A 26,800-nucleotide genomic window follows, 5' to 3' on the forward strand; every position below is an offset into this window, starting at 1 on the left:
CAAAGCCCAGGTACGCAGCCCAAAGCCAGGGAAAGGGGGATAGCTCGGGACAATGAACCCCAAAAGGCTGACGAACGGATATTCGCCATCGCTATACGACCGCAATGTCTTTTGTATGGCACCTCGGTTCAGATAGGATGGGGACAACGTCATCCATCGAGAATCTCAATGGCCACACTCGAGCACGCTATCGCCATCGCGGTGAAAGCGCATCAAGGCCAGACGGACAAAGCTGGCACTGCCTACATATTGCACCCTATTCGCGTCATGTTGCGCATGCACAGCCATGACGAGCGCATTGTCGCTGTGTTGCACGACGTGGTGGAAGACTCAGACGTCACACTGGCTCAATTGCAAGCCGAAGGTTTTAGCGAACACATTATCGCTGCCCTGGATGCCCTCACGAAACGTCCAGGTGAAGATCGCATCCAAGCTGCCCACCGGGCCGCTGGCCATCCGCTAGCGCGAGCGGTCAAACTGGCGGATAACAGTGAAAATATGGACTTAACTCGTCTATCGAACATCACCCACAAAGACATCGAACGCCAACGTCAGTATCAGCATGTGCGTGAAATTTTATTAACGGCAGAAGCAAAGAATCAATCGGGATAACTGCCGCTAGACTGAAAAACCATATTAATACCTAAACCCAAAAATTCCGGAGCCGCTGCTAAAACTTTCAGAGCCGTTAATCAACCCGCCCCCAAAAAATACGGCAATAAAAACAGTCAGCAACAAAAAAACCAGCAGGGCCAACCAATAGCTTTTTCAACCCACCCCAAATAGACTAGAAGCTGTTTCACAACTTCTTTAGCACGATCATCATGCAGGCGGCGTGAAAGAAGGCTCGATACATTGAGAGCTTTCTTTCCCATCGAACCACTAATCGCCGATAATTTCCAAGCCAAGCAAAAGTGCGCTCTACTTTCCAGCGACGGTCGTACCTTCTCAGCTTTCTACCATCTTGCAGCGGCGCTTTTCTCCTGTTTCGACGATGTGGACAAATGAGATCAACGCCCCGTTTCTTTAACGCCATTCGCAGAGGATCAGAGTCTGCCGCTTTATCGTAAATCAAACGCTTCACCTTGCTCTTGCCATAGGAAACATTTAACAAAGCCTCAATCAGATTGACCTCCGCCGGTGACGCTGAGCCAAGTGTCAGCCCGATTGGAATGCCTTCGCCATCGACGACTATCATCCACTTCGACCCCTTACCACGCTTGGTTTTTCCAACACCGAGGCCCCTTTTTTTGCGGGTGCAAAACTACCATCAGAAAACGATTCTTCCCAATTTAACCGCGACTGTTGATCCAGAACGCGAAGAAGCTTACGCCAGGCTTTGACCCATGCACCTTGCTCTTCCCAGTACTGAAGGCGGCGCCAGCAGGTACTCGGTGAAGGATAGCGCTCGGGTAGATCACGCCAGCGCGCACCTGAACGTAAGACCCATAAAATGCCCTCGAAACAGGCTCGATTGCTGATAGGTTTGGGACCCCCTTTGCCACGAGGCAGGCTGGGTAAACAAGGCTCAATGTGTGCCCACTGTTGGTCGGTCAGTTCTGAGGTTGAACGTTTCATGGTGGAGGAGTTGAAGCTGATAGTTTTGATTATTATATCGGACTGAAGGTTATGAAACAGCTTCTAGTCAATAAAATCCCATCCAAAGACGTATGAAAATGTTATATTTCTCGAAGAACTTCCACTGTACCAGCAGCAGTGATTAACCAGAATATATTTTAAAAACCTGATATTCGCCATTCTTAAAATCTGACTCTTCCACTTCCATATACGCAGTAAAACACCTCAAAACACATAAGCCGCTAGCTGGCCGTACTGGTTTGACAAGCCCATGACATGAACTACGCTTTTAAACTCTGATCAGATTTCAACCAGCATGAAATTTATCCATGTTGGTGTAAGTTACACAGTACTGAGTTCACAGCAGACTGAGTTCGCAGACAACTGTTAGCCCTGATCAACACCGGAGAACCAGTATGAGGCACTTTGTAATCAAACCACTGTTGCTGCTCGGTTTTGTTGGCATTTTTCTCGCGGTACCATTCCTCGCCGGTTATGAGATAAGGAAGATCACCGACAACGCCCAGATCCTCGAGGATCTGGGCGCAGATCAAGTCTTTGTCTTTTTTGGCTTTGCTGCCTGCAGTGACATTTGTCCCATCACTCTCGCCACCTTCGGCCGTGCCCTGGAACAAGACAGTGGCTCTGATAGCGCGTTTCTGTTTGTTGATATCGATCCAACCAGCAGCGTTAGCTTGGCACAAGACTATGCTACGGCTTTCCACCCACAGATACATTCGCTAGCGACCAGCAGCCGTGGCTACCAAGCTTTGTTATCCAGCCTGGGGGAGCAAACACAGATTAGTGGCAGCGCAATTAGACACGCAGGAAACGTCTACGTGTTACGAAATAACCGCCCGGACTGGGTCGTCACCCAAGTAATCCCCCCAGATAAGGTCACTGCAGCCGCTCTCACCGCCTTAATGGCCTTGGAATAAATCATGTCAGATATACTAAGAATTCTCTTTTTATATTACAACAAGCGCACTGAACCCGCGGTTCGAGCGAAATTCGACGAGGATTTTGTAGACAGCGACAGAATGGTGTTTGGGGTCATCATAGCGTATTTTTTAATCATATCATTTATAACGTCCCAACAGCATGGCTATTTCATGTTAGGCTTGGTTGGCGGCGGCGCTATTTTAGCCTTGAGTGCCATCACTTACGTACTCTATAAAGGTACCTTGTTTTGTCGAGTCACCTTTGCCATCGCTTTGGTTGCCATGTTCGCCATCAATGTCCAGCAGGCTCATGGCATTGGTGAAGGCCACTTCCTTTTCTTTATCAATTTTGCCGTTCTCTCCCGCTATTGTGATGCAGCACCGGTATTGGCCCAAGTCGGCGCCACCGTAGTGCATCATCTGTCCTTCACTTGGTGCCAGACCAATGACATTGAGCTGCTCAACACCCCGGTTTATATATTTTCGTGGGAAACCGAGTCCCTCGGAATTCTGGCGCCACTGCTGTATCACGTCGGTGTCGCTGTCATTGGCCTGGCTGTTTCATGCTATTTAATCTACCAAGGCAATAAACGCTTTTTTGAGTCATCGGAAGTGCAAGTGTTATTAGAGCGCGTAGCCAGTGGCGACCTTAGTGCACGAAGCCTAAATACGGCAGGCTCTCACCTACTGGATGAAGCAAACCAGCTGTTCGCAACCATTAATACCGCGTTGGAAAAAACCGCCAACACAGCGCAATATCTATCCGATGAAGCAGAAAAGTCGGTGCGCATATCCAACGAGCTATCCACCGATGCGAGCAATCAGCGCTCACAAACTGAGTACGTCGCCAATTCAATTAGTCAGATGAGAATGGCCACAGACGACATCGCCAAGAACGCAGAAGCCACTGCCGCAGAAGTCGCCAATACGGTTGCTATTAGCGATCGCGGAAAAGAGCTCTCCAGCTCAACACAAAGCTCACTTGAACAGCTGATTTCTGAGGTAAAAACCGCCACCGAAGCGATCGACAAGCTCGAAGACAACAGCGCCAAGGTCAGCAATATCATTTCGGTAATACGCAGCATTTCAGAGCAAACAAACCTCCTGGCGCTAAATGCTGCCATCGAAGCGGCACGCGCTGGCGAACAAGGCCGAGGGTTTGCTGTGGTCGCGGACGAAGTACGAGTGCTGTCACAGAAAACACACGACTCGACGGAAGAAATATCCAGCGTTATTGAAACCTTCCAGGTCAATACCGATGCCGCCGTCGCCTGCATGAAACGCTGCATGGATCTCAGTGATCAGACATCACAGAACTCACTGTCAGCCTCTGATAATTTTGCAAGCCTGGCAAACGGTATACGTGACATTAGCGATATGGCCAGCCAAATCGCCACTGCCGCTGAACAGCAATCTAACTTGGGGGCTGAGATTAGTGACAGCAGTCAGTCCATTAGAGACGTCACTGAGCGGTTTATGAGCGAGTCGATGAAGAGTCAAGAGCAGTCTCAAGAGCTGCAGGAGCTATCAGCCAAGCTCAACGACATACTGAAACGATTTTCTTTTTAAAGCCAAAACATGCGCTGGCTTAGCTGGCCAGCGCATGTTTTGTTATTGCTATCGCGAAGACATATCCACACTGCTGTGTATACATCTCAAGCCTCATCATTCACTCGATAGCGCCTGAATCAACTGCGAGCGCTGCTCGTCCGTCATACCGCTGGTATTGCCAAGCGGCATATAACCGGTGCGTAACGCAGGAATAATGCGTGCAGCGTTGGCTTCGACTTGCGACCACTGCTCCAGAGCGATACCACCTGGTGGTGCATTAAAGGCGGGGTGACTAGGCTTTTCTGCATGACAGGCAGTGCAGTGAGCTTCCACTAACGCCAGGGCTTGTGACTGATTTAAACGTTCCGTGTTTGCCGCCAGAGGTTCCGCTGGCTTTGGTACCATCCAGCCGATCAGTAAAAACAGCGCCAAGGCCGCAACCACCAGAATCCACGGTTGATGATTGTCCTGATGCTTTAAATTAAAGTAGTGGCGAGCAAAGGCGCTGATGGCACCAATCAAAGCCAGCACCAACCAACCCTGTTCGTGGCCATAGGTCATTGGGTAATGATTGCTGATCATGATAAAAATCAGCGGCAAAGTGAAATAGTTGTTGTGCGTTGATCGCAGTTTTGCCAGCTCAGCAAAATGCGCTTGTGGTGTTTCGCCGGCTTGCACCGCACGCACCAACTCGCGTTGCGCCGGCATAATTCCGAACAGCACGTTACCGGCCATAATCGAGCCAATCAGTGCCCCAACGTGTAAATACGCCGCGCGATCACTAAAAATCTGATCCAACGCCCAAGCCGCTGCCACCAAGGCAGCATACAACAATGCAGCAAACAACTTTGGCGACTGTCGCATGGGGCTTTTTAATAAGGCTTCATACAATACAAAACCACCGCCCAAAAACGCCAAGCTGATGGCAATCGCCTGCCACTGGCCCAAAGCCATTTTTTGTGGATCAATCAGATACTGATCCGCTCCCCAATAATACATAACGGACAGCAGCGCAAAGCCAGTTAACCAAGTGGTGTAGGCTTCCCATTTAAACCAATGCAGGGTTTTTGGCATCGCCGGAGGGCCTGCTTGATACTTGGCCACTTCATAAAAGCCACCGCCATGAATGGCCCATAAGTCGCCTTTGATGCCTTGGTCTTTTTTCCACTGTGGCGGTTCACGCAGGCTCAAATCCAACCAGACAAAGTAAAAAGATGCACCGATCCAAGCAATGCCAGTGATGACATGAAACCAGCGAAAAAACAGATTTAGCCAATCAAATAAATACGCTTCCATCAGTTGGCCTCATCTTTACTGTACACTTTTTTACCGGCCACCCAGGTTTCCGCCACGCTGCGGTCGTCGCCCAAAATGGTCAGGCAGAACAGAGTTTCATCCAGTGTATTGCAAATGGCTTGTCGACGTTGCATCAGCTCAGTCGCTGCGAGGTCCAATACCACGAAATCGGCTTCTTTACCGGCAGTGAAATTACCGAGTTTGTCGTCGAGCTTCAGTGACTTGGCATTGCCCAACGTCATCATGTAAAACGCTTGTTGCGGTGATAACCGATGACCGCGCAGCTGACACACCTTATAGGCTTCGCTCATGGTCTGCAGCATCGAAAAACTGGTGCCGCCGCCGACGTCTGTCGCAACACTCACCCCTACCGGAAACGGCTGATCATCCAATGGTAATAAACCACTGCCTAAGAACAGGTTGGAAGTCGGGCAGAAGGCGATTTTACTGCCAGTCTCGCTAAGACGCTGATATTCGCCGTCTTCCAAGTGCACACCATGGGCAAACGTGCTGTATTCCCCCAGAAGGCCATAATGATCATAAACATCCAGGTAGTTTTTTCTCTGCGGAAATAGCTCTTTAACAAACGCAATTTCATCCAGGTTTTCGGATAAGTGCGTTTGCATATACACACCAGGGTTATCTGCCAGCAACTCACCGGCTGCGGCTAACTGTTCCGGTGTGGAGGTAATCGCAAAACGCGGTGTGACTGCATACAACTGACGACCTTTTCCGTGCCAACGATCAATCAAAGCTTGGCTGTCGTTTTTAGAGCTGGCCACATCGTCGCATAAGAAATCTGGCGCATTGCGATCCATCATGACCTTGCCGCAGATCATACGAGTATTCAGCGCTTCACTGGCGCGGAAAAACGCGTCCACCGATTGCGGATGAACCGTTCCAAATACCAGCCCGGTGGTGGAGCCATTTTTTAACAATTCACGTAAAAAGAAATCCGCAGTTTCACTCGCATGTGCTTCGTCGGCAAACTTGCTTTCATGAGGGAACGTATAGTTATTCAGCCAATCGAGTAGCTGTTCACCGTAGGATGCGATCACATCCACCTGTGGGTAATGAATATGGGTGTCGATGAATCCAGGGCAAATCAGCGCCTGCGAATGCTCAGTCACCTGCAGCTGTGGGAATTGTGCCAGAATAGATTCCGCTTCCCCGACGGCGACAACGGTACCCTTGTCGCTGTCGGTGACCAAAATACCATCGGCAAAATACTCGGGTGAATGCTGATCTAAAAAATGTAATACAGAACCGCGCTGAGCTTGGTAGTTCATAATCGTTTCTCTCATCAATGGTCCAAGGCAAATAAGCCTCAGCGAATCCGCTAACGGCGCGGATCGGGTAATTCAATTATCGTGTCGGGGTCAAACCAGACTTCTTCCAGGTTATTGCCCGTACCGCGACGGTCCACCACCCAAAAGTCGCTGACGGTATCCAGTGCTAGCAACGGGTGGTGCCAACAGCCAGCCCGGTAATTCACGCCGACGCCCTGTGCTATAAACAGCGCCAGCGTACTGGGATCCGGTTCTTTATCGCCCAAGCACACCAACACCAAATAGGGCGAATCGTCCGTTGGTAAAAACGCCTGGCTGCCCAGTGGGTGGCGTTCCATCATAGTAATGCGCATGGGCAAAGAGCGTGGTTGGGCACGAAACAAATTTATGATGCCCTCACCCTCTCCTACCGTCACGGCCGCTAACGCATGATGGCGTTCGGTGGTGCCTTCGTTTATCAACAAAGGTTCAGGACGCGCCTCAATCAGCTCACCAAAGGGTGCAAATGCTGCAGCGGTTAGCGCTTGTGGAGTCAGAACCTGTCGCAATGTTAAGACCCCCGATAGGTGGAATAACCGTTGGCGCTGAGCAGCAGCGGAATATGGTAGTGCTCGGCGGCATTTTCAATATGAAAATGTATTTCAACCTGCGGATACAAGCTGGTGATCCCGTGGCGATCAAAATAAGCCTGGGTGGCAAACGTCAGTCGATACAAACCTTGCTCACGCTGGCGATCGCCTAACCAATCGGTGATACGGCCATCCTCGTCGGTTTTGCCATTGGCCATCAGTTGCCAGCTGTCCTGCTGCCATTGGTACAGATCCACCTCGACGCCAGCTGCCGGGCGCCCTAAATGTGTATCTAGGATGTGTGTTGTGATCACACTTTTCATTTCACCACCTCTAATAACTTTTGCAGCCGCAGGTTCGTGATCTGCATTTGGTTGGCAGCCGCATTGGCAATTTCTTGCTCGCGACTGTTGTGAATGCGCTGCTCTAACAATTCCAGCATCTGCTCAGCGCTTTTGCCGGTAGCAAATACAATAAAAATAAAGCCAAATTTGTCTTGGTAGTCCTGATTCAACTGCGCCAAGCGTTGCAAGGTTGCCTCTGCAGCATGCTGTGCACCGCTTTGTTCATTGGCGGCGATGGCTTTGGTATTGGCGTATTTTTCACGCAGTGAACTGACATCGCCAATTTTCGGATGTGCTTCGAATGCCTGTAGATAATCCGCTTCGCTCAGCTGTTGCCAAACAATGTCAGCCTGCTGGCATAACTGTTCCACCGACTCAAATGGCCGCAGTGATACCATGCCCTCCACCCAGCGCTCAGCGGCGCAGCAACTGCTCAGCTGCTGCTGTGCGTGCTGCTCGGACAGTTGGTTCAGCTCGGTCAACATCATGCTTGCAGCTCCTGATCAGGATAACCAAAAACGCGCAAACGGCTGATACCACCGTCCGGATACATCACCACCTTAATGTGGGTAAAACACTGCTGGGCGGTTAATACTTCCTCACGATAAAAATGCTCTGCATCGGCGGTGAGTGGTTGGCGGGTAATAATCGGCTGCCAATCGGCTTGCTCATCCGGTTCTGATTGTGCGCTGTCGATGCCAAACAGCGCAAAACCATCCGGGAAATTGCCTTTAAAGTGTGCCGTGTCGACCAGTACTTTGGCCACATTGCCGCGACAGGCCAATTTAATGATCATCCAATCGCTGTCGCGACCACCACGGCGGCGCTTGGTTTCCCAGCCATCGCCCATGTTCACACCGCGACCGGGCATAATGAGGTTGCCCATATCACTGAAGAACATATCGCTACATTCCAGAGGCCGTGCTCCGTTTTTTACATACGCCAAATCGATAGGCTCACCCGGCAGCCGCCAGTCGCTGTCCATTTCTGCCTGGCCATAAGCACGCAAACGGGCAATGCCACCATCGGGGAACATGGTGACGCGTAAATGGCTGTAAACACCGTCATTGTCACAGTCGACATAGTTATCGCTATCCGGCTGCACGTCCTGACGCTCAACCAGAGTTTGCCAACTGGTGGAGTCATCTGGCGCTTGGCGGCTGAGACAACCTTCGATTTTGACTTGCTGTGGCGCGTTGCCAGCAAAAAATCGCGTGCATACATTAAAGCCACGCAATCGACCTTGAGCACCGAGTTTAATCACCGCCCAATCAAAGCCGTCTTCCAACTCTCCGTTGGGCAGGGTTTTGAGACGTTTGCGGCGACTTTCCCAACCGTCCATCCATTTACCACGATCGGTGTATTTATCGGTAATAAACACCGGCTCACTGGCTTTTACCAGATTTTCCATCTCGGCAAAAAAGTCATCGTTACAGCTTAAAACCTGACCGCCCAAACGGCGGTTGGCGAGGTCAACCCATTGTTGATAGGGATGTTGCTTTACGGCAGTCGCCATTATCTATTCTCCTGATTTAGCGCGGCTCAGTGATATCGCTGGCTGAGGTTTGTAACGCCTGTTTTAAGCGCTTCCAGTGCAGCCCCTGGCGACGTTGACGGTCGTTGCTTTGAGCCGGTGAAGGTGTGTGCTGTTGTAGTAGTTGCGCGGCGATGGCCACCGCCACTGCCATCGGTTCTTTACCCTGAACATCCGGGTGACCAATGGGCATGGTCAGCCTAGCAATATCGTCGCTATCAACGCCGTCGCGCTGCAAACGCAAGGTGAATCGCTCGGTTTTGGTAGCCGAGCCAATACAGCCAATGTAATCAAAATGCCGATATTCCAGTGCAGTTTTGATTAACTGATAATCCAATTGGTGATTGTGGGTCACAATAATCAGACGAGCATGCTGCGGCAGTTCAGCCAACGCGTTGACTGGATCACTGCGCCATTGGCACGGCGCACCCGCGGCCTCCACCAAGGCTTGTCGGTTATCCAGCCATTGCACCGGGATCGGTAGCTGCTGCAGGATCGTCATCAACGCCTGAGCCACATGACCAGCGCCAAAAATCACCACCGGCGCGGCTGACGTAATAAAGCATTCCAGCAATACGCTGACACTGCCGCCACAGCATTGCGCGGCTTTTGATGCCAACGGAACTTGCACCAGTTGCTGTTGGCTTTCGCCTTGCAACAATAATTGCCGGGCTTGCGCAATTAACTGAAATTCCAGCTCACCGCCACCAATGGTGTCGTATTGCTGGTCCGAGGTAACCAGCATTTTACTGCCAGGGTTGCGCGGTACCGAACCCGCCGTCCCCATGACGGTGAGCAATACATAACTTTGCCCAGCTTGCTCGCACTCCGCCAGCGCATCAAACCAACGCCGATTCACGACGATCTCTCCTGGCAAAACTGCACCGCTTTTAATACCTGCTCAGGCGTAGCTGGCGTATTAAGCGGTGGATTAACGCGATAGTCGGCCACGCTGGCGGCGGCATCACGCAACGCACACCAGACAGAAATACCGTGCATCAGTGGCGGTTCGCCCACGGCTTTTGAGCGGTAAATGGTGTCTTCACTGTTGTCTTTATCCCACAGAGTGACGGTCATATCTGGCACATCGATGGAGGTTGGAATTTTATAGTTGGCCGCGGCATTGGACGCCAGACGACCCTGCTCATCCCAGTTCAGTTCTTCACTGGTGAGCCACCCCATACCCTGCACAAAGCCACCTTCAATCTGACCAATGTCAATGGCTGGATTCAGTGAGCGTCCTACATCGTGCAAGATGTCGGTGCGCAATATTTGGTACTCGCCGGTGAGCGTGTCAATTTCGACTTCAGAGCAAGAGGCGCCCAAAGCGTAATAAAAGAACGGACGTCCACTGGCTTTATCACGGTTGTAGTGAATTTTCGGTGTACTGTAATAGCCGGTTGATGACAGTGATATTCGGTTCTGATATGCCAATTGAATAAAGTCAGCGAATGGCACCCAGTGTTCTTGCTCCGCCGACACCACCAAGTGATTATTCGCAAAGCGCAGGGCACCGGGTTCAACACCGTAATGCTGGCGAGCAAAGTCTAACAATCGAGATTTAATGGTTAAGCAAGCATTTTGCGCCGCCTTGGCATTGAGATCCGTCCCCGAGGAGGCCGCCGTTGGAGAGGTATTGGGTACCTTGTCGGTTGCCGTGGCTGACACCTGAATGGTGTCGATATCCACATCAAACTCATTGGCCACGACTTGCGCAACCTTGGTGAACAGCCCCTGGCCCATTTCTGTACCGCCATGGTTCAAATGGATCGAACCATCGGTATAAATATGCACCAGTGCACCGGCCTGATTTAAAAACTGAATGGTAAAAGAAATACCAAACTTCACGGGCGTTAAAGCTAAACCACGTTTTTTAAACCGATGCTGTTGGTTAAAGGTCGATATCTGCTGGCGGCGTTCATAATAATCACATTGATTGGCCAGCGTCGTCATCAACTCGGCCATGGGGAAATCTTCGATCTCCTGATCATAATGCGTGCGATCACCGTGCTGATAAAGGTTGGTTAAACGCACGTCTAGTGGATCCCGGCCAACAGCACGGGCCACATCGTCCAAAATACCTTCACCAATCAACATCCCCTGTGGGCCGCCGAAACCACGAAACGCGGTATTTGATACGGTATTGGTTTTACAGCGCTGGCCAGTTACTCGCATGGCCGGGTAGTGATAGGCATTGTCGATATGAAACATGGCACGATCGACAATGGCATCGGATAAATCCGGTGAATAACCGCATTTACCGGCCAGCTCGATATCCGCTGCCTGCAGTTTGCCATGCGCATCAAAGCCAACCCGATAACGGCCAAGAAAATCGTGGCGCTTACCCGTTAATACCATGTCATCCTGACGATCAAGACGCATTTTTACCGGCCGTTTTAAACGTTTGGCAAACACCGCAGCCAAGCACGCCCACTGCGCCGCTTGGGTTTCTTTACCACCAAAACCACCGCCCATGCGTCGCACTTCGGTCTGCACATAATTGATCGGTACGTCCAGTACTTCGGCCACCAGCTTTTGCACCTCGGTCGGATGCTGACTGGAGGTATACACCTTCATGCCGCCATCTTCGGTGGGCACTACATAACTTACCTGGCCTTCGAGGTAAAAATGTTCCTGGCCTTTGTTGTATAACTCGCCGTGCAATTGCTGCTCTGCCTGGGCCATGGCAGCATCACAGTCGCCTTTTTGCATGACATGCATCGGGCGCACAAACGCATTTTGCTGCAATGCTTCAGTTATGGTTAACACCGGCGCTTCTTCTTGGTAATCAACCTGAGCCAATGCTACGGCGCGTTTGGCTTGCTCAAAGCTGTGCGCCGCAACGGCAAATATGGGTTGCCCGTGAAACTCAATACGGCCATCCGCCAGCAAAGGGTCGCCTTTAAACACTGGGCCGATGTCTTTTTCACCCGGTACGTCGTCCAGAGTAATCACATCCACCACACCGTCGGCGCTGCGTACGGCGGATAAATCCAGCTGACGTATCTGGCCGCACGTAATGGTGCTTTTACCCACCGCCACGTGCAGGGTACGCGCCAGCTCAGGCATATCATCAATGTACACCGCCTCGCCAGTGACGTGTTTTTCGGCACTTTCATGGGCCAAGGATTTGCCGCTGCGCCCTTTCGCCGGGCGCTGACGACGCTCAGCGTAGGGGGCTAATAATGACGATTGATGGCTCATACCAGCGCCTCCAGTTGTGCCCAGGTTTTTAATAACAAGTTGCGCACCAGCTGCAGGCGATATTCTTTCGTCGCGCGCACATCATCAATGGGCTGATAATCTTGCTCCACCTGCTGCGCTGCCTGCAGCATGGTCTGTTCACTCCATGGCTGGCCAATTAAGGCACGCTCAACGTTCGAGGCTCGCAGCGGTGTCGCAGCGACACCGCCACAAGCAACGCGCGCATCGACGATGGTGTGATTATCGATGCCCAAGACAGCCGCAAACATCACGGCGGAAATATCGTCGTCGTAACGCTTCGACACTTTGAAACAGTGCAAGGTTTGCTGCGCTGTCAGTTTTGGCAAAATGATGGCGCGCAAATACTCGCCCTCACGCAAGCGCGTTTGCTTGTAGCCGGTAAAGAAGTCCTGTGCGGCCAGTTGGTGGCGACCATAAATACCGTCGATTTCCAACTGCGCCCCTAACGCCAACAACACAGGTGGGGTGTCACCAATTGGAGAAGCGTTCGCAATATTGCCGCCCAACGTGCCGAGGTTGCGGACCTGACGCGAACCGATGCGATGCAGCAACTCTGCAAAACTGGGGAAGTCGCTACTCAACTCCTGCTCCAGCTGGCTGTAGGTCATGCCAGCGCCAAGTAGCAACTGCTCTGGTTGATCCTGGCTGTGCTGTAACGATGCAATAGCGTGCAAACAAATCACGGTGTCGAACTGGCGAAAGCGTTGCGATATTTCCAGACCCAAGTCCGTACCGCCAGCCCACAAAGTCGCTTGCGGATATTGCTGCAACAAGATTTTTAACTGCTCTTCGGTGTGCGGCACAAATAGCTGTCGTTGTTGATGTTGCAACAAGGGCTGTAGCCCATCCTCATCGCTGACTTTAATGGCATTTGGGTCAAAGCTGACAACAGCGTCAGCATTTTTTGCTGGGTAATCTCCCATCGCGCGCGCGGCATCAATAATCGGTCGATAGCCAGTACAGCGGCACAAGTTGCCCGACAAAGCAGCATGAATGGCGTCATCCTCAGGCGCGCTCCAACCATGCTCTGCTGGATTACTGACTGTCTGGCCAGTAGCCGTTGATTCAGAGGGCTGACATTGCTGTTGATATAAGGTCGCCATCGACATCACAAAGCCCGGCGTACAGAAGCCGCATTGCGAGCCGTGGTGGTCAATTAAAGCCTGTTGCGCTGGGTGCAACGTGCCGTCTTTTGCCAACCCCTGTGGCGTGATGACATAGGCGTTGTGTACCGTCGCTAATAGCGCGATACAAGCGTTGATGCTCTGATACTGCAACCCTTGTTCGGTTGCTCGCCCGACCATCACAGTACAGGCGCCACAGTCGCCGCCGGCACATCCTTCCTTCACATCGACCTGCGCCATTTGAGTGCGAAGGTAACGTAAAATGGTCCATTGCGGATCAGCCTGAGCGTCTTCTACCCACTCGCCATTGAGGTTTATTCGAATCACGGTGTCCCCTTTTTTTATCGCAGCAACGCAGAAATAGCGTATGATGGCGGCCGTTTTTCGGGCCCGCTGGCAGCCCGCACTCTTCCGGTTTGCAGCGGTCTTCCGGGTAAGACCCTGCAAAAATCTGACCACTTGGTCAAGTGTATTTTCATCATATCCCAATTGGTGGATTTTCGCAGTGGCAAACTAATTGCTAAGACTGGCCAACTGGTCAGCTTTATCAACTGAGGGTTCACTGTGAGTTCCAGCGAACGTTTGCACCTGCGTGGCATCACCAAACGCTACCCAGGTTGCATCGCCAACGATGCCGTCGATCTACAAGTACAAAAAGGTGAAATTCATGCCTTGCTGGGAGAAAACGGCGCCGGCAAAAGCACCTTAATGAAGGTTATTTACGGGGTCATCGCTCCCGATGCCGGACAACTGTTGTGGCACGGCCAGCCGCATACCATCAAAGGTCCCGCGCATGCCCGTCAACTAGGCATTGGCATGGTGTTTCAGCACTTTTCATTGTTTGAAACACTCAGTGTGGCAGAAAACATTGCCCTCGGGCTGCCTGCGGAACAAGCCAAAGACATGGCGGCACTGGAACGCCGCATCAGCGAGGTGTCAGAACATTACGGCATGGCGCTGGACCCACGCCGCTTGGTACACACCCTGTCGGTAGGTGAGCAGCAACGGGTGGAAATCGTGCGCTGTTTGCTGCAAGACATTGAGCTGCTAATCCTCGATGAACCCACCTCCGTGCTGACCCCGCAAGAAGTTCAGCAACTGTTTAAAACTCTAAAAACACTGGCTGGCGAAGGCTGCTCCATCTTATTCATTTCGCACAAGTTGGATGAAGTGGTGGAGCTGTGCAGCGCGGCTACGGTACTGCGTCACGGCAAGGTAACCGGCCATTGCAACCCACAGCACACCACCAGCGCAGAGCTGGCGCGAATGATGGTCGGTAACGATACACCGCTGACCGAGAACTACAGCAAGGCGCAAGGCGGTGCCACCGCGTTGGACGTGCAAGGCTTGAACTATCGGCCACACGACCCGTTTGGCGTGCACTTGCAGCAGCTGTCATTGCAAGTAAAAGCCGGCGAAATTCTTGGCATTGCCGGCGTGGCCGGTAACGGTCAGGACGAACTGATGGGACTGTTGTCCGGCGAAGAGCGCCAAGACAGCGGTAGCATTCAATTGCACGGCCAAGCCATCGAGCAACTCAGCCCGGATCAGCGTCGCCAGCTGGGTTTTGCCTTTGTCCCCGAAGAGCGCTTAGGTCGCGGCGCCGTGCCAGACATGTCGTTGGTCGATAATGCGCTGCTCAGCGCCAGTCACACCGGTCTCAAACACAAAGGCTGGATCCGCTACTCAGCAGTGCGTCAGTTCGCCTGCGACATCATCGATCGTTACAACGTCAAATGCGCCGATGAAGACGCACAAGCCAAAAGCTTGTCCGGCGGAAATTTGCAGAAATTCATCATCGGCCGTGAGATAGAGCAGCAGCCTAAGTTCTTGGTCTGCTCGCACCCGACCTGGGGGGTCGATATTGGCGCCGCCATTTTGATTCGCCACGCGTTAATCAACCTGCGAGATCAGGGCGCAGCCATTCTGGTGATATCCGAAGACATTGATGAGCTGTATCAAATCAGCGATCGCATCGGCGCTATTTGCGATGGTCGCCTGTCGCCGATTGCTGCCAGCAAAGACGTATCCATCGAACAGTTAGGCCAGTGGATGGCAGGTCAGTTTCAAGCGGCGCCAAGCCAGTCGCAGCCGGAGTATCAGCATGTTTAAACTGGAAAAGCGTGTTTCCGATTCACGCTTAATGGCTTATTTATCGCCATTGATTGCCATCACGCTCACATTGATCAGTGGTGGAATTTTATTCTTGTTTTTGGGCCATGACCCATTTGAGGCATTGCACACATTCTTTATCTCGCCGCTCACCAGCGTCTATGGCTGGACCGAGCTAGGCATCAAAGTAGCACCACTGCTGTTATGTGCCATGGGGCTGACGCTGTGTTTTCGGGCCAAAATCTGGAACATCGGCGCCGAAGGTCAATTTATTATGGGCGCACTGGGCGGCAGTATTGCCGCGCTGCAGTTTCTAGAGGCTGATAGCCGCCTGGCGCTGATTCCGATTTTATTAGCAGGCACGTTCAGTGGTTTGGCTTGGGCGGCGCTCGCTGCTTGGTTAAAAACGCGTTTCAATGCCAATGAAATTCTCACCACCATCATGCTCAACTACATCGCATTAAATGCGTTGCTGTACGGCGTGCATGGGCCTTTAAAAGATCCGGATGGCTTTAACTTCCCGGAGTCGGCGTTGTTTGCTGATGCCACACTGCTGCCGGTTTTCAGTGATGATTATCGACTAAATATTTCTATTTTCTTTGCGCTGTTCGCCATGGTCGCCGTTTGGACTCTGATGTCACGCAGCTGGATCGGCTATCAGATTCGGGTGCTTGGTGAAGACGCCAAGGCCGCACGCTACGCCGGCTTTAAAGACAAACACCTGACCTGGTTCGCACTGCTCACTTGCGGTGCTTTGGCGGGCCTGGCAGGAGTATCGGAAGTGACCGGGCCGCTGGGTCAGCTGGTGCCGCAGGTGTCGCCCGGTTATGGCTACGCAGCGATCATTGTGGTGTTTTTAGGGCGCATGCAGCCCTTGGGCATTCTGCTGGCGTCGATGCTATTGGCGCTCACCTTTATGGGCGGTGAAATGGTGCAAATTGAAATGACCCTGCCCAAATCCCTCACTGGGTTATTCCAAGGCATGTTGCTGTTTTTCCTGTTGGCGACCGATTTGTTAATCGCCTATCGCATTGTGCCCACTTCCCTGCGCTCATCGCGTGCCACTTCACTGAACCAGGGCTGATGTTATGGATATCGATCTGATTACCAATATTTTGTATGCCACCATTCGTACTGGTACGCCGCTGATTCTCATTGCACTGGGCGAGATGGTGTGTGAAAAGTCGGGCGTGCTGAACCTCGGCCAAGAGGGCATGTTATTGGTTGGCGCGGTGGTCGGTTTTATTGCCGCCACCGTTACCGGCAGTTTGTTTATTGCCGTGTGGTTTGCCATCGCTGCCGGTGTTTTGATGGCACTGTTATTTGGCTTTTTGGCCATTTCATTGGCATCGAACCAAGTGGCCACCGGGCTGGCTTTGACCATTTTTGGTGCCGGTTTGAGCGCCTTCTTGGGCAGCAGTTACGTCGGAATCGGTCTGGATGGCATGCAGCCTATTGCTATTCCCCTGCTCAGCGACATACCGGTCGTTGGCAAAATTCTTTTCCAACACGACCCTCTGGTGTATGTGGCCTTTGTTTTATTCCTAGCGGTATTTTGGCTGTTTAAATCCAGCCGTTTGGGTCTGCAAATTCGCGCGGTGGGTGAAAACCCTGAAGCCGCCAATGCCATTGGCATCAATGTGCAGGCCATCCGTTATATGGCAGTGCTGTTTGGTGGCGCCATGACAGGCCTGGCAGGTGCGTACTTGTCGCTGGTGTATACGCCGATGTGGTCAGAAGGCATGTCCGCCGGGCGCGGTTGGATTGCGCTGGCGCTGGTGGTATTCGCCAGTTGGAAAGCCGAGCGCATCATGCTTGGTGCCTACCTGTTTGGTTTTGCCAGCATCTTACATTTGGTCCTGCAAGGCACTCGCTTTGAGGTCCCCCCAATATTATGGCGATGTTGCCGTATGTCGCGACCATTGTGGTGTTGGTATGGCTGTCCAGCGACGCCGTTAAAACCCGCTTGAGCGCACCCAAATCCATCGGCCGCCCTTATCGGCCCATGAATTAAAGAGGAAGGAGAAACACATGACGATTAAAAAACTACTGGCCACCGTAGGCCTGGCACTGGCGGCCAGCAGCGTTCAGGCTGAACCACTCAATATCGGCTTTGTTTACGTCGGCCCTGTGGGTGACGCCGGTTGGACTTACGGCCATGACGCAGCACGCCAAGCGGTGGAAGAGAAATTCGGCGATAAAGTAAACACCACCTACGTCGAGAGCGTGGCCGAAGGCGCCGACTCTGCCCGAGTGATTCGCAATCTGGCACAAAAAGGCAATGAGCTGATTTTCACCACCTCATTTGGCTACATGAACCCAACGTTAAAAGTGGCGCGCAAATTCCCGAAGGTGAAGTTCGAACACGCCACCGGCTACAAGCAGGGTAAAAACGTTGGTAACTACATGGCCAGAGCGTATCAGGGTCGTTACCTGACCGGTTTGGTGGCTGGCAGCATGACCAACAGCAATACCCTCGGTTATGTCGCTTCCTTCCCGATTCCAGAAGTGGTCCGTGGCATCAACGCCTTTACCAAAGGCGCACGTGAAGTGAACCCAGATGTCAAAGTAAAAGTCATCTGGATCAGCAGCTGGTACGACCCAGCCAAAGAGCGTGAAGCGGCCGAAACGCTGATGCTGCAAGGCGCCGATGTACTGACTCAGCACACCGATTCTGCTGCCGTTATTCAAGCTGCCGAAGCCAAAGGCAAATACGCCATCGGGTATCACACCGACATGTCGGCCTATGGCAAGAACGCCCACCTGACCTCCACCGTACACAACTGGGCGCCGCTGTACATCGCCAAAGCCGAAGCGGTCATGAACGGCAACTGGGAGTCGCAAAGCCTGTGGTACGGCCTGAAAGAAGGCGTAACCGATATTGCACCGCTGCACAGCTCAGTACCGGCGGATGTCAAAGCCTTGGTGGAAAGCAAAAAAGCGCAGTTAAAAGCCGGTGAGCTGCAAGTATTTAGTGGCCCAATAAAAGATCAACAAGGCACCGTGCGTGTGACTGCCGAGCAGAGTTTGTCGGATGACGACTTAAAAGGCATGAACTGGCACGTCGACGGTGTTGAAAGCAAATTACCTGAAGCTTAATAAAGAGAGAGCAGTAATGAAAAAAGCAATCATTGGTACCCTGCTGGCCAGCGCCGTGGTCATTCCAGCGCAAGCAGAACAATACTGGGCAGACAACAGCGTGTCTGTATTGTACGGCGAAGACTACAAGCTCGTACCCGATGAAAAACTCACCACCATGACCTTAGAGCACGCTTCCGGCCACAGCTGGGGCGGTTTGTTCTTCTTCGTTGATCGCCATGTGGGCGAAACCCCAGAAGGCGGCACTCAGTTTAAAGAAACTTACGGCGAGTTTTCACCGAAGTTTACCGTGCTGAAAATGGACGGTTTTGTCAGCGCCATTAACGCCGCATTCACCTACGAATTTGGCTCCACCAATGACGCTTCTGGCCAGCAGGACAACTACCTGTACGGTGTCGGAGCGGATCTGAATGTGCCTGGCATGAACTACTTCGGTGCTACCTACTACTACGCCAACAATGAAAATGTTGAAAATGACCACCAGCTGACACTGACTTACGGCTGGAACAAAGGCAACTTCAACATTGATGGCTACATAGACTATTCCACCGCCACCGAAGATTTGAACGCTCAGTTCCACTTTAACCCGCAAATCACCTACAACGTCGGCCCAGCACTGGGACTGAAAAACAAGATCAAAGTGGGGGTTGAATACAGCTACTGGAACAACAAGTTTGGTTTGAACTTTATCGACGATGAAGACAAAGACCAAAACGCAGTGAGCTTTATGGTCAAAGCGCACCTGTAAGCCAGAAATCCTCTGTCTAAGCCGGCCGATGCAAAGTACCGCTGCCACGGCAGTCGTAGTTCGCATTAGACGCTGGCCACGTAGAGGTACAGCCAAGGGCAGCTCAGCTGCCCTTTGTTTTCGTCCGTATGGTATTCTCAAGCTTGGGCTGTAGGAAACCGATCATGACCAATCAGAAGTACAAACCGGGTAAAATCCGCGAACGTAACGAAGAAAACATATTGGCTGCCGCCGAGCGTGAATTTGTGCGCAATGGGTTTAAAGGCACCAGCATGCAAGCCATTGCAGATCGGGCCGAAGTGCCCAAAGCCAATGTGCACTATTATTTTAAAAGCAAAGCCAACCTCTATCGGGCACTGCTCGATCACATTATGCAAAGCTGGAACGAGGTGCTGGAAGACATCACCCCGGAAGACGACCCAGCTCTGGTATTAAGCCGCTTTATTGCGGTAAAAGTTGAACAATCCTACCTAAATCCGAATGGCTCGAAGATTTTTGCCATGGAGATCATTCAAGGCGCACCGCATCTAAAAGAACACCTGAGCCAAGAAATGCGCCAATGGGTAAAAGAAAAAAGTGCCGTCATTCAAAGCTGGATCGATCAAGGGAAATTGCGCGCCGTCGACCCCATGCACCTGATTTTTATGATCTGGTCAACCACCCAGCACTATGCAGATTTTGAAACTCAGGTATTGGAAGTCTCGAATAAACGCCAATACGAATTGGAAGACATCGAACGTATTACGCATTTTCTGCAGGACATGATTCTCACTGGCTGCGGACTGCAACGGCCACAATAAAGACCGCTTGGCGCTTGGGTCTAGGTATTGGCCCGGGCTGGTCAAACCACACCATTATGGCTCGTGCTGTGAGAACAGCCCCTTCAGCGGGGTGCGCTCCTCACGGGTAACATCGACCGGAATGCGTAATATCCAGCTAACGCCACGCTCGCTCTGCTGTGGCTCGATGCTGCCCGCCAAAATCTGCGTGACCAGGTTGTACACCAGATGCAATCCAAGGCCAGTATTGCCCTTAAACCGGCGCGTGGTATAAAACGGATCAAATGCCCGCTGCAGCGCCTCCGTTGTCATGCCAACGCCATCGTCACTGAATACCAACTGCAACCAATGGCGATCAACGCACTGCGCTTCTATGCCAATGGTCATCGCCTGACCGTCAGGGTAGCCGTGTTCAATGCTGTTACTGAGCAACGCCTGTAACACCGTCATAAAACTGCTGAAATAGGTGTTCATCCACACGTCCGCCAGCTGTAAGTGCAATTGCAAACGATCTGCCACACCATATTGAGCAATTAATTCCGCCAGCTCTGCTTCCAGTTCATCTAAGCGAAAACGGCGGCGCGCTTCTTGCTCCGGGTCGACGGCTAAACGCTTAAAGGTATTAACAATATTGAGTGCCCGGCGAAGATTGTCCTCCATCAGTTGCAATGCCTCGGCCACATCGTCGTCCAACTCGGTGTCATGCAGGCTGTTGTGCAATGTATCGTGTAGAAAACTGCTGGCTGTCATTGCCGTGCCAAGTGGGGTATTTAATTCATGTGCGACGCCAGCCACCAGGTTGCCTAATTGTGCCATTTTTTCCGACATCACCAGCTGCTCTTGTGTACTGCGTAACTCATGCATGGAACGTTGTAAATGCTGGAAAGCTTCGGTTAGCCGTTGCGTGCGCTCCTCGACTTTATGCTCCAGCGTGTCATTCAATTCACGCAGTTGATCGTTGGCTTGATCACGCTGCTGCAATGCTTGCAGTATTCGCCTGCGCTGATGATCCATCGCTTGCTGTAAACGGCTCAACTCATCCGGCCAGCGCTGTTGGCGCTGCAATACCAGAGGGCGATGCAAATCATTCTGGTCTGCCCATGCGGCGAGTTTGTTTAAATGACGCGTTACCATGTGCGTCACCAGCATTAAAATCAGCGCAGATACCAGCATTGTGCGGATAAACTGGGAGAGCAAAATGGTGATGGCTTTGTCGTACACTTGCGCCAATATGTAGTCACGGTCAATGCATAATCGCAAAGAACCAAGAGGCTCATCGCCGTGGCGTTGCACAAATAAGTCAATCTCATAAACGTGTCGATGTTCATCGTGATGCAGACTACCCACTTCGATAACAGTACCCAGTGCATCTTCTACCCGTGCTTCAACGATATGAGGCAGATTAACAATGCCTTGCAGCTGCGACTCCAATTGCCGTTCATCCATTTGCCACAAGCTAATCGATAACGACTCGACATAAGTCAGGCGAATGCGCTCGACCGCTTGTTGTGACGCGCTGACTTCGATTTGATAATCGCGCCAAAGAATAAACCCCGTCATCAGCACAGTGACGACAGAGCTGCACAACAGAATGGCCAATAACAATTTGCGACTCAGCACACCCGGCTGATACATGCAACGCTCCAACAATGTGCGCGCCCAACGTGCAGGCGCTTGGTGATGGTCAACCCGCATTTGAGCCTAGCAGTCTGCAGCCAGCCCGTCAGTAGCCGTCGTCGCAGGCACTCTGTTACACTGCACGGGCAGATTAACACGCAAGTCACTGCACTTTGGCTGTGCCCAGCACAGATAAACCCACAGTGTACGGCGTGTTCTGTGCGTCATGCCGTATCGTTTGGAAATGCGTATGACGACTCTCTGGATTAAACACCCCAAAGCCTGCTTTACCGCCAACCAAGCCAATGCCGATAACGGCATCGTGGTGGCCGATGGCCATATCGTCGAGCAGGTACCCCACGGGCAGCAACCGAACACAGCGATCACGCACCACTGGGACGCCAGTCAGCACGTAGTGCTGCCGGGGCTGATTAATGCCCACCATCATTTTTATCAGACCCTGACACGTGCCTACCCTGCTGCCTTGAACAAACCTCTGTTTCCCTGGCTCACCAGCTTGTATCCACTGTGGGCCAAGTTAACCTCCGACTGGCACGCCCAAGCCACGGAGCTGGCCCTGGTAGAGCTACTACTGTCCGGCTGCACCACCGCCGCCGACCATCATTATGTGTTTCCACAGCAGTTGCACCATGCCATCGATCAGCAAGCCGACATCGCCTTACGCTTGGGCATGCGGGTGACGCTGACTCGTGGATCGATGTCACTCAGTCAAGAGGACGGTGGCTTACCGCCAAAGCAAGTGGTGCAAACAGAGCAAACCATTTTGGATGACAGCGAGCGTTTGATTCGACGCTGGCACCAGCAAGACAGCCAACAGCTAGTAGAGATTGCCCTCGCCCCCTGCTCACCCTTTTCAGTGACCACAGAGCTGATGTCGACTACGGCGGAGCTGGCCCGACACTATGATGTGGGCCTGCATACACACCTAGCTGAAACCGAAGATGAAAATGCCTTTTGTCTGCAGCGCTTTGGTCTGCGCCCAGTCGATTACCTCGACTCCGTGGGTTGGCTGCAACCACGCACCTGGCTGGCCCATGGCATTCATTTTACTAACGATGAAATCCGCCGTTTAGGCCAAACTCACACCGGCATTTGCCACTGCCCTTCTTCTAATATGTTACTGGCTTCTGGCATTTGCTCCGTCAATGATTTACTGCAGGCGGGCTGTCCGGTGGGACTGGGAGTCGATGGCAGTGCCTCTAACGATCACAGCAATCTGATGCAGGAAGTCCGACAGGCACTATTGATTCAACGACTGCGCTATCCCGCCGATCGTTTTGGTCACATAGAGGCACTCACGCTAGCAACTAGGGGTTCAGCACAACTGTTGAATCGCTCCGATATCGGCGAATTAGCGGTAGGCAAAAAGGCAGATTTAGCGCTGTTTAAACTCGATGAGCCACGTTTTAGCGGCAGCCATGATCCACTAGCAGCGTTAGTATTAAGCGGCGCCCACCGGGCCGATGCTGTTATGGTCCATGGCCAGTGGAAAGTACTCGATGGCGAGTGGCTGGGTGGCAACCTGACAGAGCTTATGCAAAGTCATCAAAGGGCTGCTCAGCAACTGATTAATAGCTCACCGCACTGATACACTGTTCTGACTCAATAGACCTATCCCCACTGGCGGTACCATTTAACACGAACTAGCGCTAGTATTTTGGCCTACCTATACTTCAAAGGATAATAATATGGTCAGGATTGTCTTTTTCCTGCTGTCTGCTCTACCGCTACTCGCTAATGCCAATGGACCTAGCATTCAAGGAATTCGTATTGGACAATCCCTAAACGATGTTATCCCCATAATTACACAGTTATGTTCCGAGGCTATTTCCAATCAAGTGATTGCCCCTCCCACATTCCCCCTCGCGAATCAGCAGCAGCAGCAACTTAACTGTGCCAAGTCGAAACAAAATCAGAGTATTACTGTAACGGTAGCCGACCTACGGGTTGCTCATGTTTTTGTGAATAATATTTCTTTGGCGGAATTACAAAAAACAGCAGATGATGGCAGAGAATACTTGGATTATCTGTTTTTTGATCAAGGAGGGCTCTGGTTTCATAAACATCAGAACTCAGCAACACTCATCAGTGAAAAGGGCGTTCATCCAAACCTCTTTGTTTGGCAACCAGGCAAAAATCGTAGAATATCGACCGAGCAAGGCATGCCCAAAGCCGTCGATTTTTCTCTATCACTGACCCAATTAATGCCGCTATATAAGCAGCACTGTCAGCCACTAGAAGTGTTAGAAACTGATTCATGGCTCGACAGTAACCCAGAGAAGCAGCTACAAATTAATTGTTTTAACTATCACTACTTGGGATTCCCAAGGAAAATTGAGCTGATCTTTGCCGACAATCAATTAGCATTGGCCTGGATCTTGACCGGTGAAGAAGAAGAGCAACGCGTTCGCGACCAGTTGATACACTCACACGGTCAAGTTCGTCATCAAAACCAACGCTGGGATTCTTTCACCGATAAGCGTGTATATCTGCGAAAGGATAAGCCTGAAGTGCTGATTATCGCTCCGGAACACTTCGCTTCCTTCAACGATGAGTACGATATTTCAGCCAGCTAAACACCTACTCCACCGGTCAAGTTACCAATGCCGGTGGAGTGAGCCCTCATCCCCTCACTAGGCACTCAGCGGAATTAAAGCGGACAGTTCAGCGAATGCCTGATATCAATCTTCTTCAATTACCGCTTGATGAGATCCAGTACTCATATTCAGGCAGACCATGTTCACAGTCAGGCCATGGCATTACATAAGCGCTGGCAAGCCGCTGTTAATCCTTCTAGGATACGCCCCTGTTTGCTACTCGTAGGGATATCATCATGACTCGCTGGCGCTTATTTTGTACCTTAATACTCGCGACTATGGGCTCACAAGTAGCCGCAGATACCGTCTACCGTTGTATTCATAAAGACCAACAACGCCTGATTAGTGTGGTGTATCTGCAACCGGGCCAGACATTGCCGTGTGAAGTGCGCTATCAAAAACAAGGGCACACTGAAACGCTGTGGCGCGCGGACCAAAAAGCCGGGTTCTGTGAGCAGCAAGCCCAAGCCTTTGTGGACAAACAACAAAACTGGGGCTGGCTGTGCCAACAAGACAGCACAGCGGATAGCACACAAAATACGCCGCTACAGGAACAGGTACTCAGCACTCCCAGCAGTGCAGACAGCGATATCCAAGACAGCGCCGCGCCAGAAATCCAAGACAGCACTGGCGAGGTCGATGCCAGCATGTCAGCAGTGGAGCAGCAAACCTACCAGCGCAGTGCACGCTTTTCAGCTTTATTTCACGCCATCATGCCGATTCGCTTAAAAGCAGCGCAGTTTACTCACCGCTACGGTCAGTTCCCGTCTGATTTAACCGAGCTGGATTTGTCTCCAGCGCTGCACGATAACCGCAAGCTGGAGCAAGTGATTATCGATAACGGCATTATTATTGTGGATGCCAGCCAATTTATTGGTGAGCCCGCTCGCGTACGCATGATCCCCAACTTTGCTGCCGGTGGCAGCTATATTCGCTGGCAATGCAGCACCAACTTGGAGCTGTCGAACCAGGATATTTGTGCCTTGGAACCTGGGCTGGTGTTTTAATCATAGCGATTACCTCAGCCGGTTGATCACTGTGTCGCACTCCCTCGACTTAAACGCCCTAACCTGCAGCTGCTAGACTGCGTGTTTATTTTCTGCAGGCAATTTCATGCCACTCCAGTTTTCCACCGCACGCCTGACGGTTACGCCGCTGCCCCATTTGGCCGTCGCTGATTCGGCAAGCCCTAACCTTGATCGCTCGGGTCTTGAAAACCAGGATGCCAGCCGCCCGAACGCTACCCATGCACTATTAGAACAACTTCCCCAGTTGCTAAGCCCAGCGGTGGTTCAGCATCTGCCAGCGCATTTTCAACACATCCACAACAGCACCCAAGCCGCTGCCTGGCTGAACCAAATGCAAGCAGAAAGCCATATGCTAACTATTCAATTCAGCGCTAGCCAAGCCTTGGTCGGGCTGCTGTTTATTGCCGAACCAGAACCCAATGCAGCCTACATTGGTTATTTGTTGGCCGAGGCTTACTGGCGACAAGGTCTGGCCAGTGAGCTACTGCAGGGGCTGATCGAAACGGCGCAGCAACACAAACAATGGCATCAACTGGTCGGCGGCGTCGAGGCCGACAACCTGGCCTCGTGCCGCGTATTGGAAAAGCTCGGCTTTAAACAGCAACCAGCGCAGGGCGAGTCGTTGTTTTATTCGTTTGATCTCAAGGCTAACAGGCCCTAACGCCCCTGAGCGTAGGTTCAGCCAGTAAAACCTCTAAAACGCGATTGGCAAAAAACAGTCAGACAACGTTTGCCTTCACTAACTCTGCCCAGCGTTATCCAGATCGGCAGCCGTTAATGCACTTTTCAGGTCTACGCCGTGATCGGCCAGTTTTTCTTTGCCACCGGTTTGACGGTCGATGGCACACAGAGCCAGAGTTACCTCAATGCCATCAGCGCGTAACATATTGGTGGCGTCGATGATGGCACCACCGCTGGAGACAACGTCTTCCACCAAGACAATCTTTTTGTTGTGCAAATCCGCACCTTCGGCATATCGGCAGGTGCCGTGTTCTTTAGCTTGCTTGCGGATAAATGCAGCGGGCAAACCGGAGTAATGGCTCATCATGGTGACGATGGGAATACCGCCCATTTCCAGGCCGCACAGCACCTCGGTTTCAGCAGGAATAAGTGTCACCATGTGCTGCGCCAAATCGGCCAGAATGCTTGGGTCTGATTCAATGCGATATTTATCAAAATACCGATCGCTGGTTTTACCGCTGCGTAAGGTAAACTGGCCTTGCAGCTCAGCAATATCCTTTATTCGTTGCGCTAACGTCATCATGGCACTCCTGCTCGAATGGAAAGGGCGAGCAGTATACCAAACGTCCACTACGCTGCAGGATTATTAACCGGCAAGAAAAAAAAC

General features: G+C 51.8%; 24 protein-coding genes and 2 pseudogenes. 13 read left to right on the forward strand and 13 right to left on the reverse strand.

What is annotated here, in order from left to right:
* Positions 1-168 precede the first annotated feature (168 nt).
* Positions 169-612, forward strand: coding sequence for a bifunctional (p)ppGpp synthetase/guanosine-3',5'-bis(diphosphate) 3'-pyrophosphohydrolase (locus CHH28_RS01005; protein WP_094058565.1), 444 nt, complete (start codon positions 169-171; stop codon positions 610-612).
* Positions 613-799: 187 nt separating this feature from the next.
* Here the strand turns inward: CHH28_RS01005 and CHH28_RS01010 are convergent.
* Positions 800-1,228, reverse strand: a pseudogene (locus CHH28_RS01010) (IS5 family transposase); the annotation flags it as partial.
* A complete protein-coding gene (locus CHH28_RS20465) occupies positions 1,195-1,578 on the reverse strand; it encodes a transposase (protein WP_094058567.1) in 384 nt (127 codons plus the stop codon). The pseudogene CHH28_RS01010 and the gene CHH28_RS20465, both read right to left, overlap by 34 nt.
* A gap of 416 nt (positions 1,579-1,994) precedes the next feature.
* Between CHH28_RS20465 and CHH28_RS01020 the strand changes: the two genes are divergently transcribed.
* Together CHH28_RS01020 and CHH28_RS20110 are read left to right on the forward strand one after the other, a co-directional pair.
* The gene (locus CHH28_RS01020; RefSeq protein ID WP_094058568.1) at positions 1,995-2,516 is read left to right on the forward strand and encodes an SCO family protein; all 522 of its coding nucleotides are present in this window, start codon (positions 1,995-1,997) and stop codon (positions 2,514-2,516) included.
* Positions 2,517-2,690: 174 nt separating this feature from the next.
* A complete protein-coding gene (locus CHH28_RS20110; RefSeq protein ID WP_157729708.1) occupies positions 2,691-4,088 on the forward strand; it encodes a methyl-accepting chemotaxis protein in 1,398 nt (465 codons plus the stop codon).
* A gap of 96 nt (positions 4,089-4,184) precedes the next feature.
* On the opposite strand, the gene CHH28_RS01030 is transcribed toward CHH28_RS20110, so the two are convergent.
* Genes CHH28_RS01030 through xdhA form a run of 9 tightly spaced genes read right to left on the reverse strand, consistent with a single transcriptional unit; the run spans position 4,185 to position 13,778 of the window.
* On the reverse strand, positions 4,185-5,366 hold the full coding sequence (locus tag CHH28_RS01030; RefSeq protein ID WP_094058570.1) for a urate hydroxylase PuuD: 1,182 nt from the start codon (positions 5,364-5,366) through the stop codon (positions 4,185-4,187).
* Entirely contained in the window at positions 5,366-6,670 is a 1,305-nt protein-coding gene (gene guaD, locus CHH28_RS01035; RefSeq protein WP_233243693.1) for a guanine deaminase, read from the reverse strand. Before guaD ends, CHH28_RS01030 begins: the two co-directional genes overlap by 1 nt.
* A 35-nt stretch (positions 6,671-6,705) precedes the next feature.
* On the reverse strand, positions 6,706-7,203 hold the full coding sequence (locus tag CHH28_RS01040; protein WP_094058572.1) for an ureidoglycolate lyase: 498 nt from the start codon (positions 7,201-7,203) through the stop codon (positions 6,706-6,708).
* A gap of 2 nt (positions 7,204-7,205) precedes the next feature.
* Positions 7,206-7,547, reverse strand: coding sequence for a hydroxyisourate hydrolase (gene uraH / locus CHH28_RS01045; protein WP_094058573.1), 342 nt, complete (start codon positions 7,545-7,547; stop codon positions 7,206-7,208).
* The gene (gene uraD / locus CHH28_RS01050; RefSeq protein ID WP_094058574.1) at positions 7,544-8,056 is read right to left on the reverse strand and encodes a 2-oxo-4-hydroxy-4-carboxy-5-ureidoimidazoline decarboxylase; all 513 of its coding nucleotides are present in this window, start codon (positions 8,054-8,056) and stop codon (positions 7,544-7,546) included. The genes uraH and uraD overlap by 4 nt, the downstream gene beginning before the upstream one ends.
* A complete protein-coding gene (gene alc / locus CHH28_RS01055; RefSeq protein WP_094058575.1) occupies positions 8,053-9,084 on the reverse strand; it encodes an allantoicase in 1,032 nt (343 codons plus the stop codon). The genes uraD and alc overlap by 4 nt, the downstream gene beginning before the upstream one ends.
* Positions 9,085-9,100: 16 nt before the next feature.
* Positions 9,101-9,961, reverse strand: coding sequence for a xanthine dehydrogenase accessory protein XdhC (gene xdhC / locus CHH28_RS01060; protein WP_233243695.1), 861 nt, complete (start codon positions 9,959-9,961; stop codon positions 9,101-9,103).
* A complete protein-coding gene (gene xdhB, locus CHH28_RS01065) occupies positions 9,958-12,306 on the reverse strand; it encodes a xanthine dehydrogenase molybdopterin binding subunit (protein WP_094058576.1) in 2,349 nt (782 codons plus the stop codon). Before xdhB ends, xdhC begins: the two co-directional genes overlap by 4 nt.
* Entirely contained in the window at positions 12,303-13,778 is a 1,476-nt protein-coding gene (gene xdhA, locus CHH28_RS01070) for a xanthine dehydrogenase small subunit (RefSeq protein WP_157729709.1), read from the reverse strand. The genes xdhB and xdhA overlap by 4 nt, the downstream gene beginning before the upstream one ends.
* 237 nt (positions 13,779-14,015) lie before the next feature.
* On the opposite strand from xdhA, the gene CHH28_RS01075 reads away from it, so the two are divergent.
* The 6 genes and pseudogenes from CHH28_RS01075 to CHH28_RS01100 all read left to right on the forward strand — a co-directional run bounded on the left by CHH28_RS01075 (position 14,016) and on the right by CHH28_RS01100 (position 20,210).
* On the forward strand, positions 14,016-15,563 hold the full coding sequence (locus CHH28_RS01075) for an ABC transporter ATP-binding protein (RefSeq protein WP_094058578.1): 1,548 nt from the start codon (positions 14,016-14,018) through the stop codon (positions 15,561-15,563).
* Positions 15,556-16,647, forward strand: a complete 1,092-nt coding sequence (locus CHH28_RS01080) for an ABC transporter permease (RefSeq protein ID WP_094058579.1) — start codon at positions 15,556-15,558, stop codon at positions 16,645-16,647. The genes CHH28_RS01075 and CHH28_RS01080 overlap by 8 nt, the downstream gene beginning before the upstream one ends.
* 4 nt (positions 16,648-16,651) lie before the next feature.
* A pseudogene (locus CHH28_RS01085) lies at positions 16,652-17,577 on the forward strand (ABC transporter permease).
* A gap of 17 nt (positions 17,578-17,594) precedes the next feature.
* Positions 17,595-18,662 (forward strand): BMP family ABC transporter substrate-binding protein, encoded by a 1,068-nt coding sequence (locus CHH28_RS01090; RefSeq protein ID WP_199243962.1) that lies wholly within the window; start codon positions 17,595-17,597, stop codon positions 18,660-18,662.
* A 16-nt stretch (positions 18,663-18,678) separates the two neighbouring features.
* Positions 18,679-19,410 carry a DUF5020 family protein gene (locus tag CHH28_RS01095; protein WP_094058580.1) on the forward strand — a complete coding sequence of 244 codons (732 nt, stop codon included), beginning with the start codon at positions 18,679-18,681 and terminating at the stop codon, positions 19,408-19,410.
* A 164-nt stretch (positions 19,411-19,574) separates the two neighbouring features.
* The gene (locus CHH28_RS01100; RefSeq protein WP_094058581.1) at positions 19,575-20,210 is read left to right on the forward strand and encodes a TetR/AcrR family transcriptional regulator; all 636 of its coding nucleotides are present in this window, start codon (positions 19,575-19,577) and stop codon (positions 20,208-20,210) included.
* A 54-nt stretch (positions 20,211-20,264) separates the two neighbouring features.
* On the opposite strand, the gene CHH28_RS01105 is transcribed toward CHH28_RS01100, so the two are convergent.
* Complete coding sequence (locus CHH28_RS01105; protein WP_199243963.1) at positions 20,265-21,824, reverse strand: ATP-binding protein; 1,560 nt, start codon at positions 21,822-21,824, stop codon at positions 20,265-20,267.
* A 232-nt stretch (positions 21,825-22,056) separates the two neighbouring features.
* Here CHH28_RS01105 and CHH28_RS01110 point away from each other — a divergent pair, with 232 nt between their 5' ends.
* The 4 genes from CHH28_RS01110 (at position 22,057) to CHH28_RS01125 (ending at position 26,113) form a co-directional block, all read left to right on the forward strand.
* On the forward strand, positions 22,057-23,415 hold the full coding sequence (locus tag CHH28_RS01110; RefSeq protein ID WP_199243964.1) for an 8-oxoguanine deaminase: 1,359 nt from the start codon (positions 22,057-22,059) through the stop codon (positions 23,413-23,415).
* A 100-nt stretch (positions 23,416-23,515) separates the two neighbouring features.
* The gene (locus CHH28_RS01115) at positions 23,516-24,403 is read left to right on the forward strand and encodes a hypothetical protein (RefSeq protein ID WP_094058583.1); all 888 of its coding nucleotides are present in this window, start codon (positions 23,516-23,518) and stop codon (positions 24,401-24,403) included.
* 257 nt (positions 24,404-24,660) lie between these two features.
* Positions 24,661-25,431, forward strand: coding sequence for a hypothetical protein (locus CHH28_RS01120; RefSeq protein ID WP_157729710.1), 771 nt, complete (start codon positions 24,661-24,663; stop codon positions 25,429-25,431).
* A gap of 106 nt (positions 25,432-25,537) precedes the next feature.
* Positions 25,538-26,113, forward strand: a complete 576-nt coding sequence (locus CHH28_RS01125) for a GNAT family N-acetyltransferase (RefSeq protein WP_094058585.1) — start codon at positions 25,538-25,540, stop codon at positions 26,111-26,113.
* Positions 26,114-26,191: 78 nt separating this feature from the next.
* Here CHH28_RS01125 and pyrE read toward each other — a convergent pair whose 3' ends face one another.
* Complete coding sequence (pyrE, locus tag CHH28_RS01130) at positions 26,192-26,716, reverse strand: orotate phosphoribosyltransferase (protein ID WP_199243965.1); 525 nt, start codon at positions 26,714-26,716, stop codon at positions 26,192-26,194.
* Positions 26,717-26,800 lie beyond the last annotated feature (84 nt).

The organism is Bacterioplanes sanyensis, from assembly GCF_002237535.1.
GTDB lineage: Bacteria > Pseudomonadota > Gammaproteobacteria > Pseudomonadales > Oceanobacteraceae > Bacterioplanes > Bacterioplanes sanyensis_A.

Bases quoted from the DNA above. Each gene is read 5' to 3' on its own strand.
- CHH28_RS01090 (WP_199243962.1), top strand. From the start codon at position 17,595: ATGACGATTAAAAAACTACTGGCCACCGTAGGCCTGGCACTGGCGGCC.
- CHH28_RS01125 (WP_094058585.1), top strand. From the start codon at position 25,538: ATGCCACTCCAGTTTTCCACCGCACGCCTGACGGTTACGCCGCTGCCC.
- CHH28_RS01120 (WP_157729710.1), top strand. From the start codon at position 24,661: ATGACTCGCTGGCGCTTATTTTGTACCTTAATACTCGCGACTATGGGC.
- uraD (WP_094058574.1), bottom strand. From the start codon at position 8,056: ATGATGTTGACCGAGCTGAACCAACTGTCCGAGCAGCACGCACAGCAG.
- CHH28_RS20110 (WP_157729708.1), top strand. From the start codon at position 2,691: ATGTTAGGCTTGGTTGGCGGCGGCGCTATTTTAGCCTTGAGTGCCATC.
- CHH28_RS01110 (WP_199243964.1), top strand. From the start codon at position 22,057: ATGACGACTCTCTGGATTAAACACCCCAAAGCCTGCTTTACCGCCAAC.
- uraH (WP_094058573.1), bottom strand. From the start codon at position 7,547: ATGAAAAGTGTGATCACAACACACATCCTAGATACACATTTAGGGCGC.
- CHH28_RS01105 (WP_199243963.1), bottom strand. From the start codon at position 21,824: ATGTATCAGCCGGGTGTGCTGAGTCGCAAATTGTTATTGGCCATTCTG.
- guaD (WP_233243693.1), bottom strand. From the start codon at position 6,670: ATGAGAGAAACGATTATGAACTACCAAGCTCAGCGCGGTTCTGTATTA.
- CHH28_RS01080 (WP_094058579.1), top strand. From the start codon at position 15,556: ATGTTTAAACTGGAAAAGCGTGTTTCCGATTCACGCTTAATGGCTTAT.
- pyrE (WP_199243965.1), bottom strand. From the start codon at position 26,716: ATGATGACGTTAGCGCAACGAATAAAGGATATTGCTGAGCTGCAAGGC.
- CHH28_RS01030 (WP_094058570.1), bottom strand. From the start codon at position 5,366: ATGGAAGCGTATTTATTTGATTGGCTAAATCTGTTTTTTCGCTGGTTT.
- CHH28_RS01115 (WP_094058583.1), top strand. From the start codon at position 23,516: ATGGTCAGGATTGTCTTTTTCCTGCTGTCTGCTCTACCGCTACTCGCT.
- CHH28_RS01095 (WP_094058580.1), top strand. From the start codon at position 18,679: ATGAAAAAAGCAATCATTGGTACCCTGCTGGCCAGCGCCGTGGTCATT.
- xdhB (WP_094058576.1), bottom strand. From the start codon at position 12,306: ATGAGCCATCAATCGTCATTATTAGCCCCCTACGCTGAGCGTCGTCAG.
- alc (WP_094058575.1), bottom strand. From the start codon at position 9,084: ATGGCGACTGCCGTAAAGCAACATCCCTATCAACAATGGGTTGACCTC.
- CHH28_RS01100 (WP_094058581.1), top strand. From the start codon at position 19,575: ATGACCAATCAGAAGTACAAACCGGGTAAAATCCGCGAACGTAACGAA.
- CHH28_RS01005 (WP_094058565.1), top strand. From the start codon at position 169: ATGGCCACACTCGAGCACGCTATCGCCATCGCGGTGAAAGCGCATCAA.
- CHH28_RS01020 (WP_094058568.1), top strand. From the start codon at position 1,995: ATGAGGCACTTTGTAATCAAACCACTGTTGCTGCTCGGTTTTGTTGGC.
- CHH28_RS20465 (WP_094058567.1), bottom strand. From the start codon at position 1,578: ATGAAACGTTCAACCTCAGAACTGACCGACCAACAGTGGGCACACATT.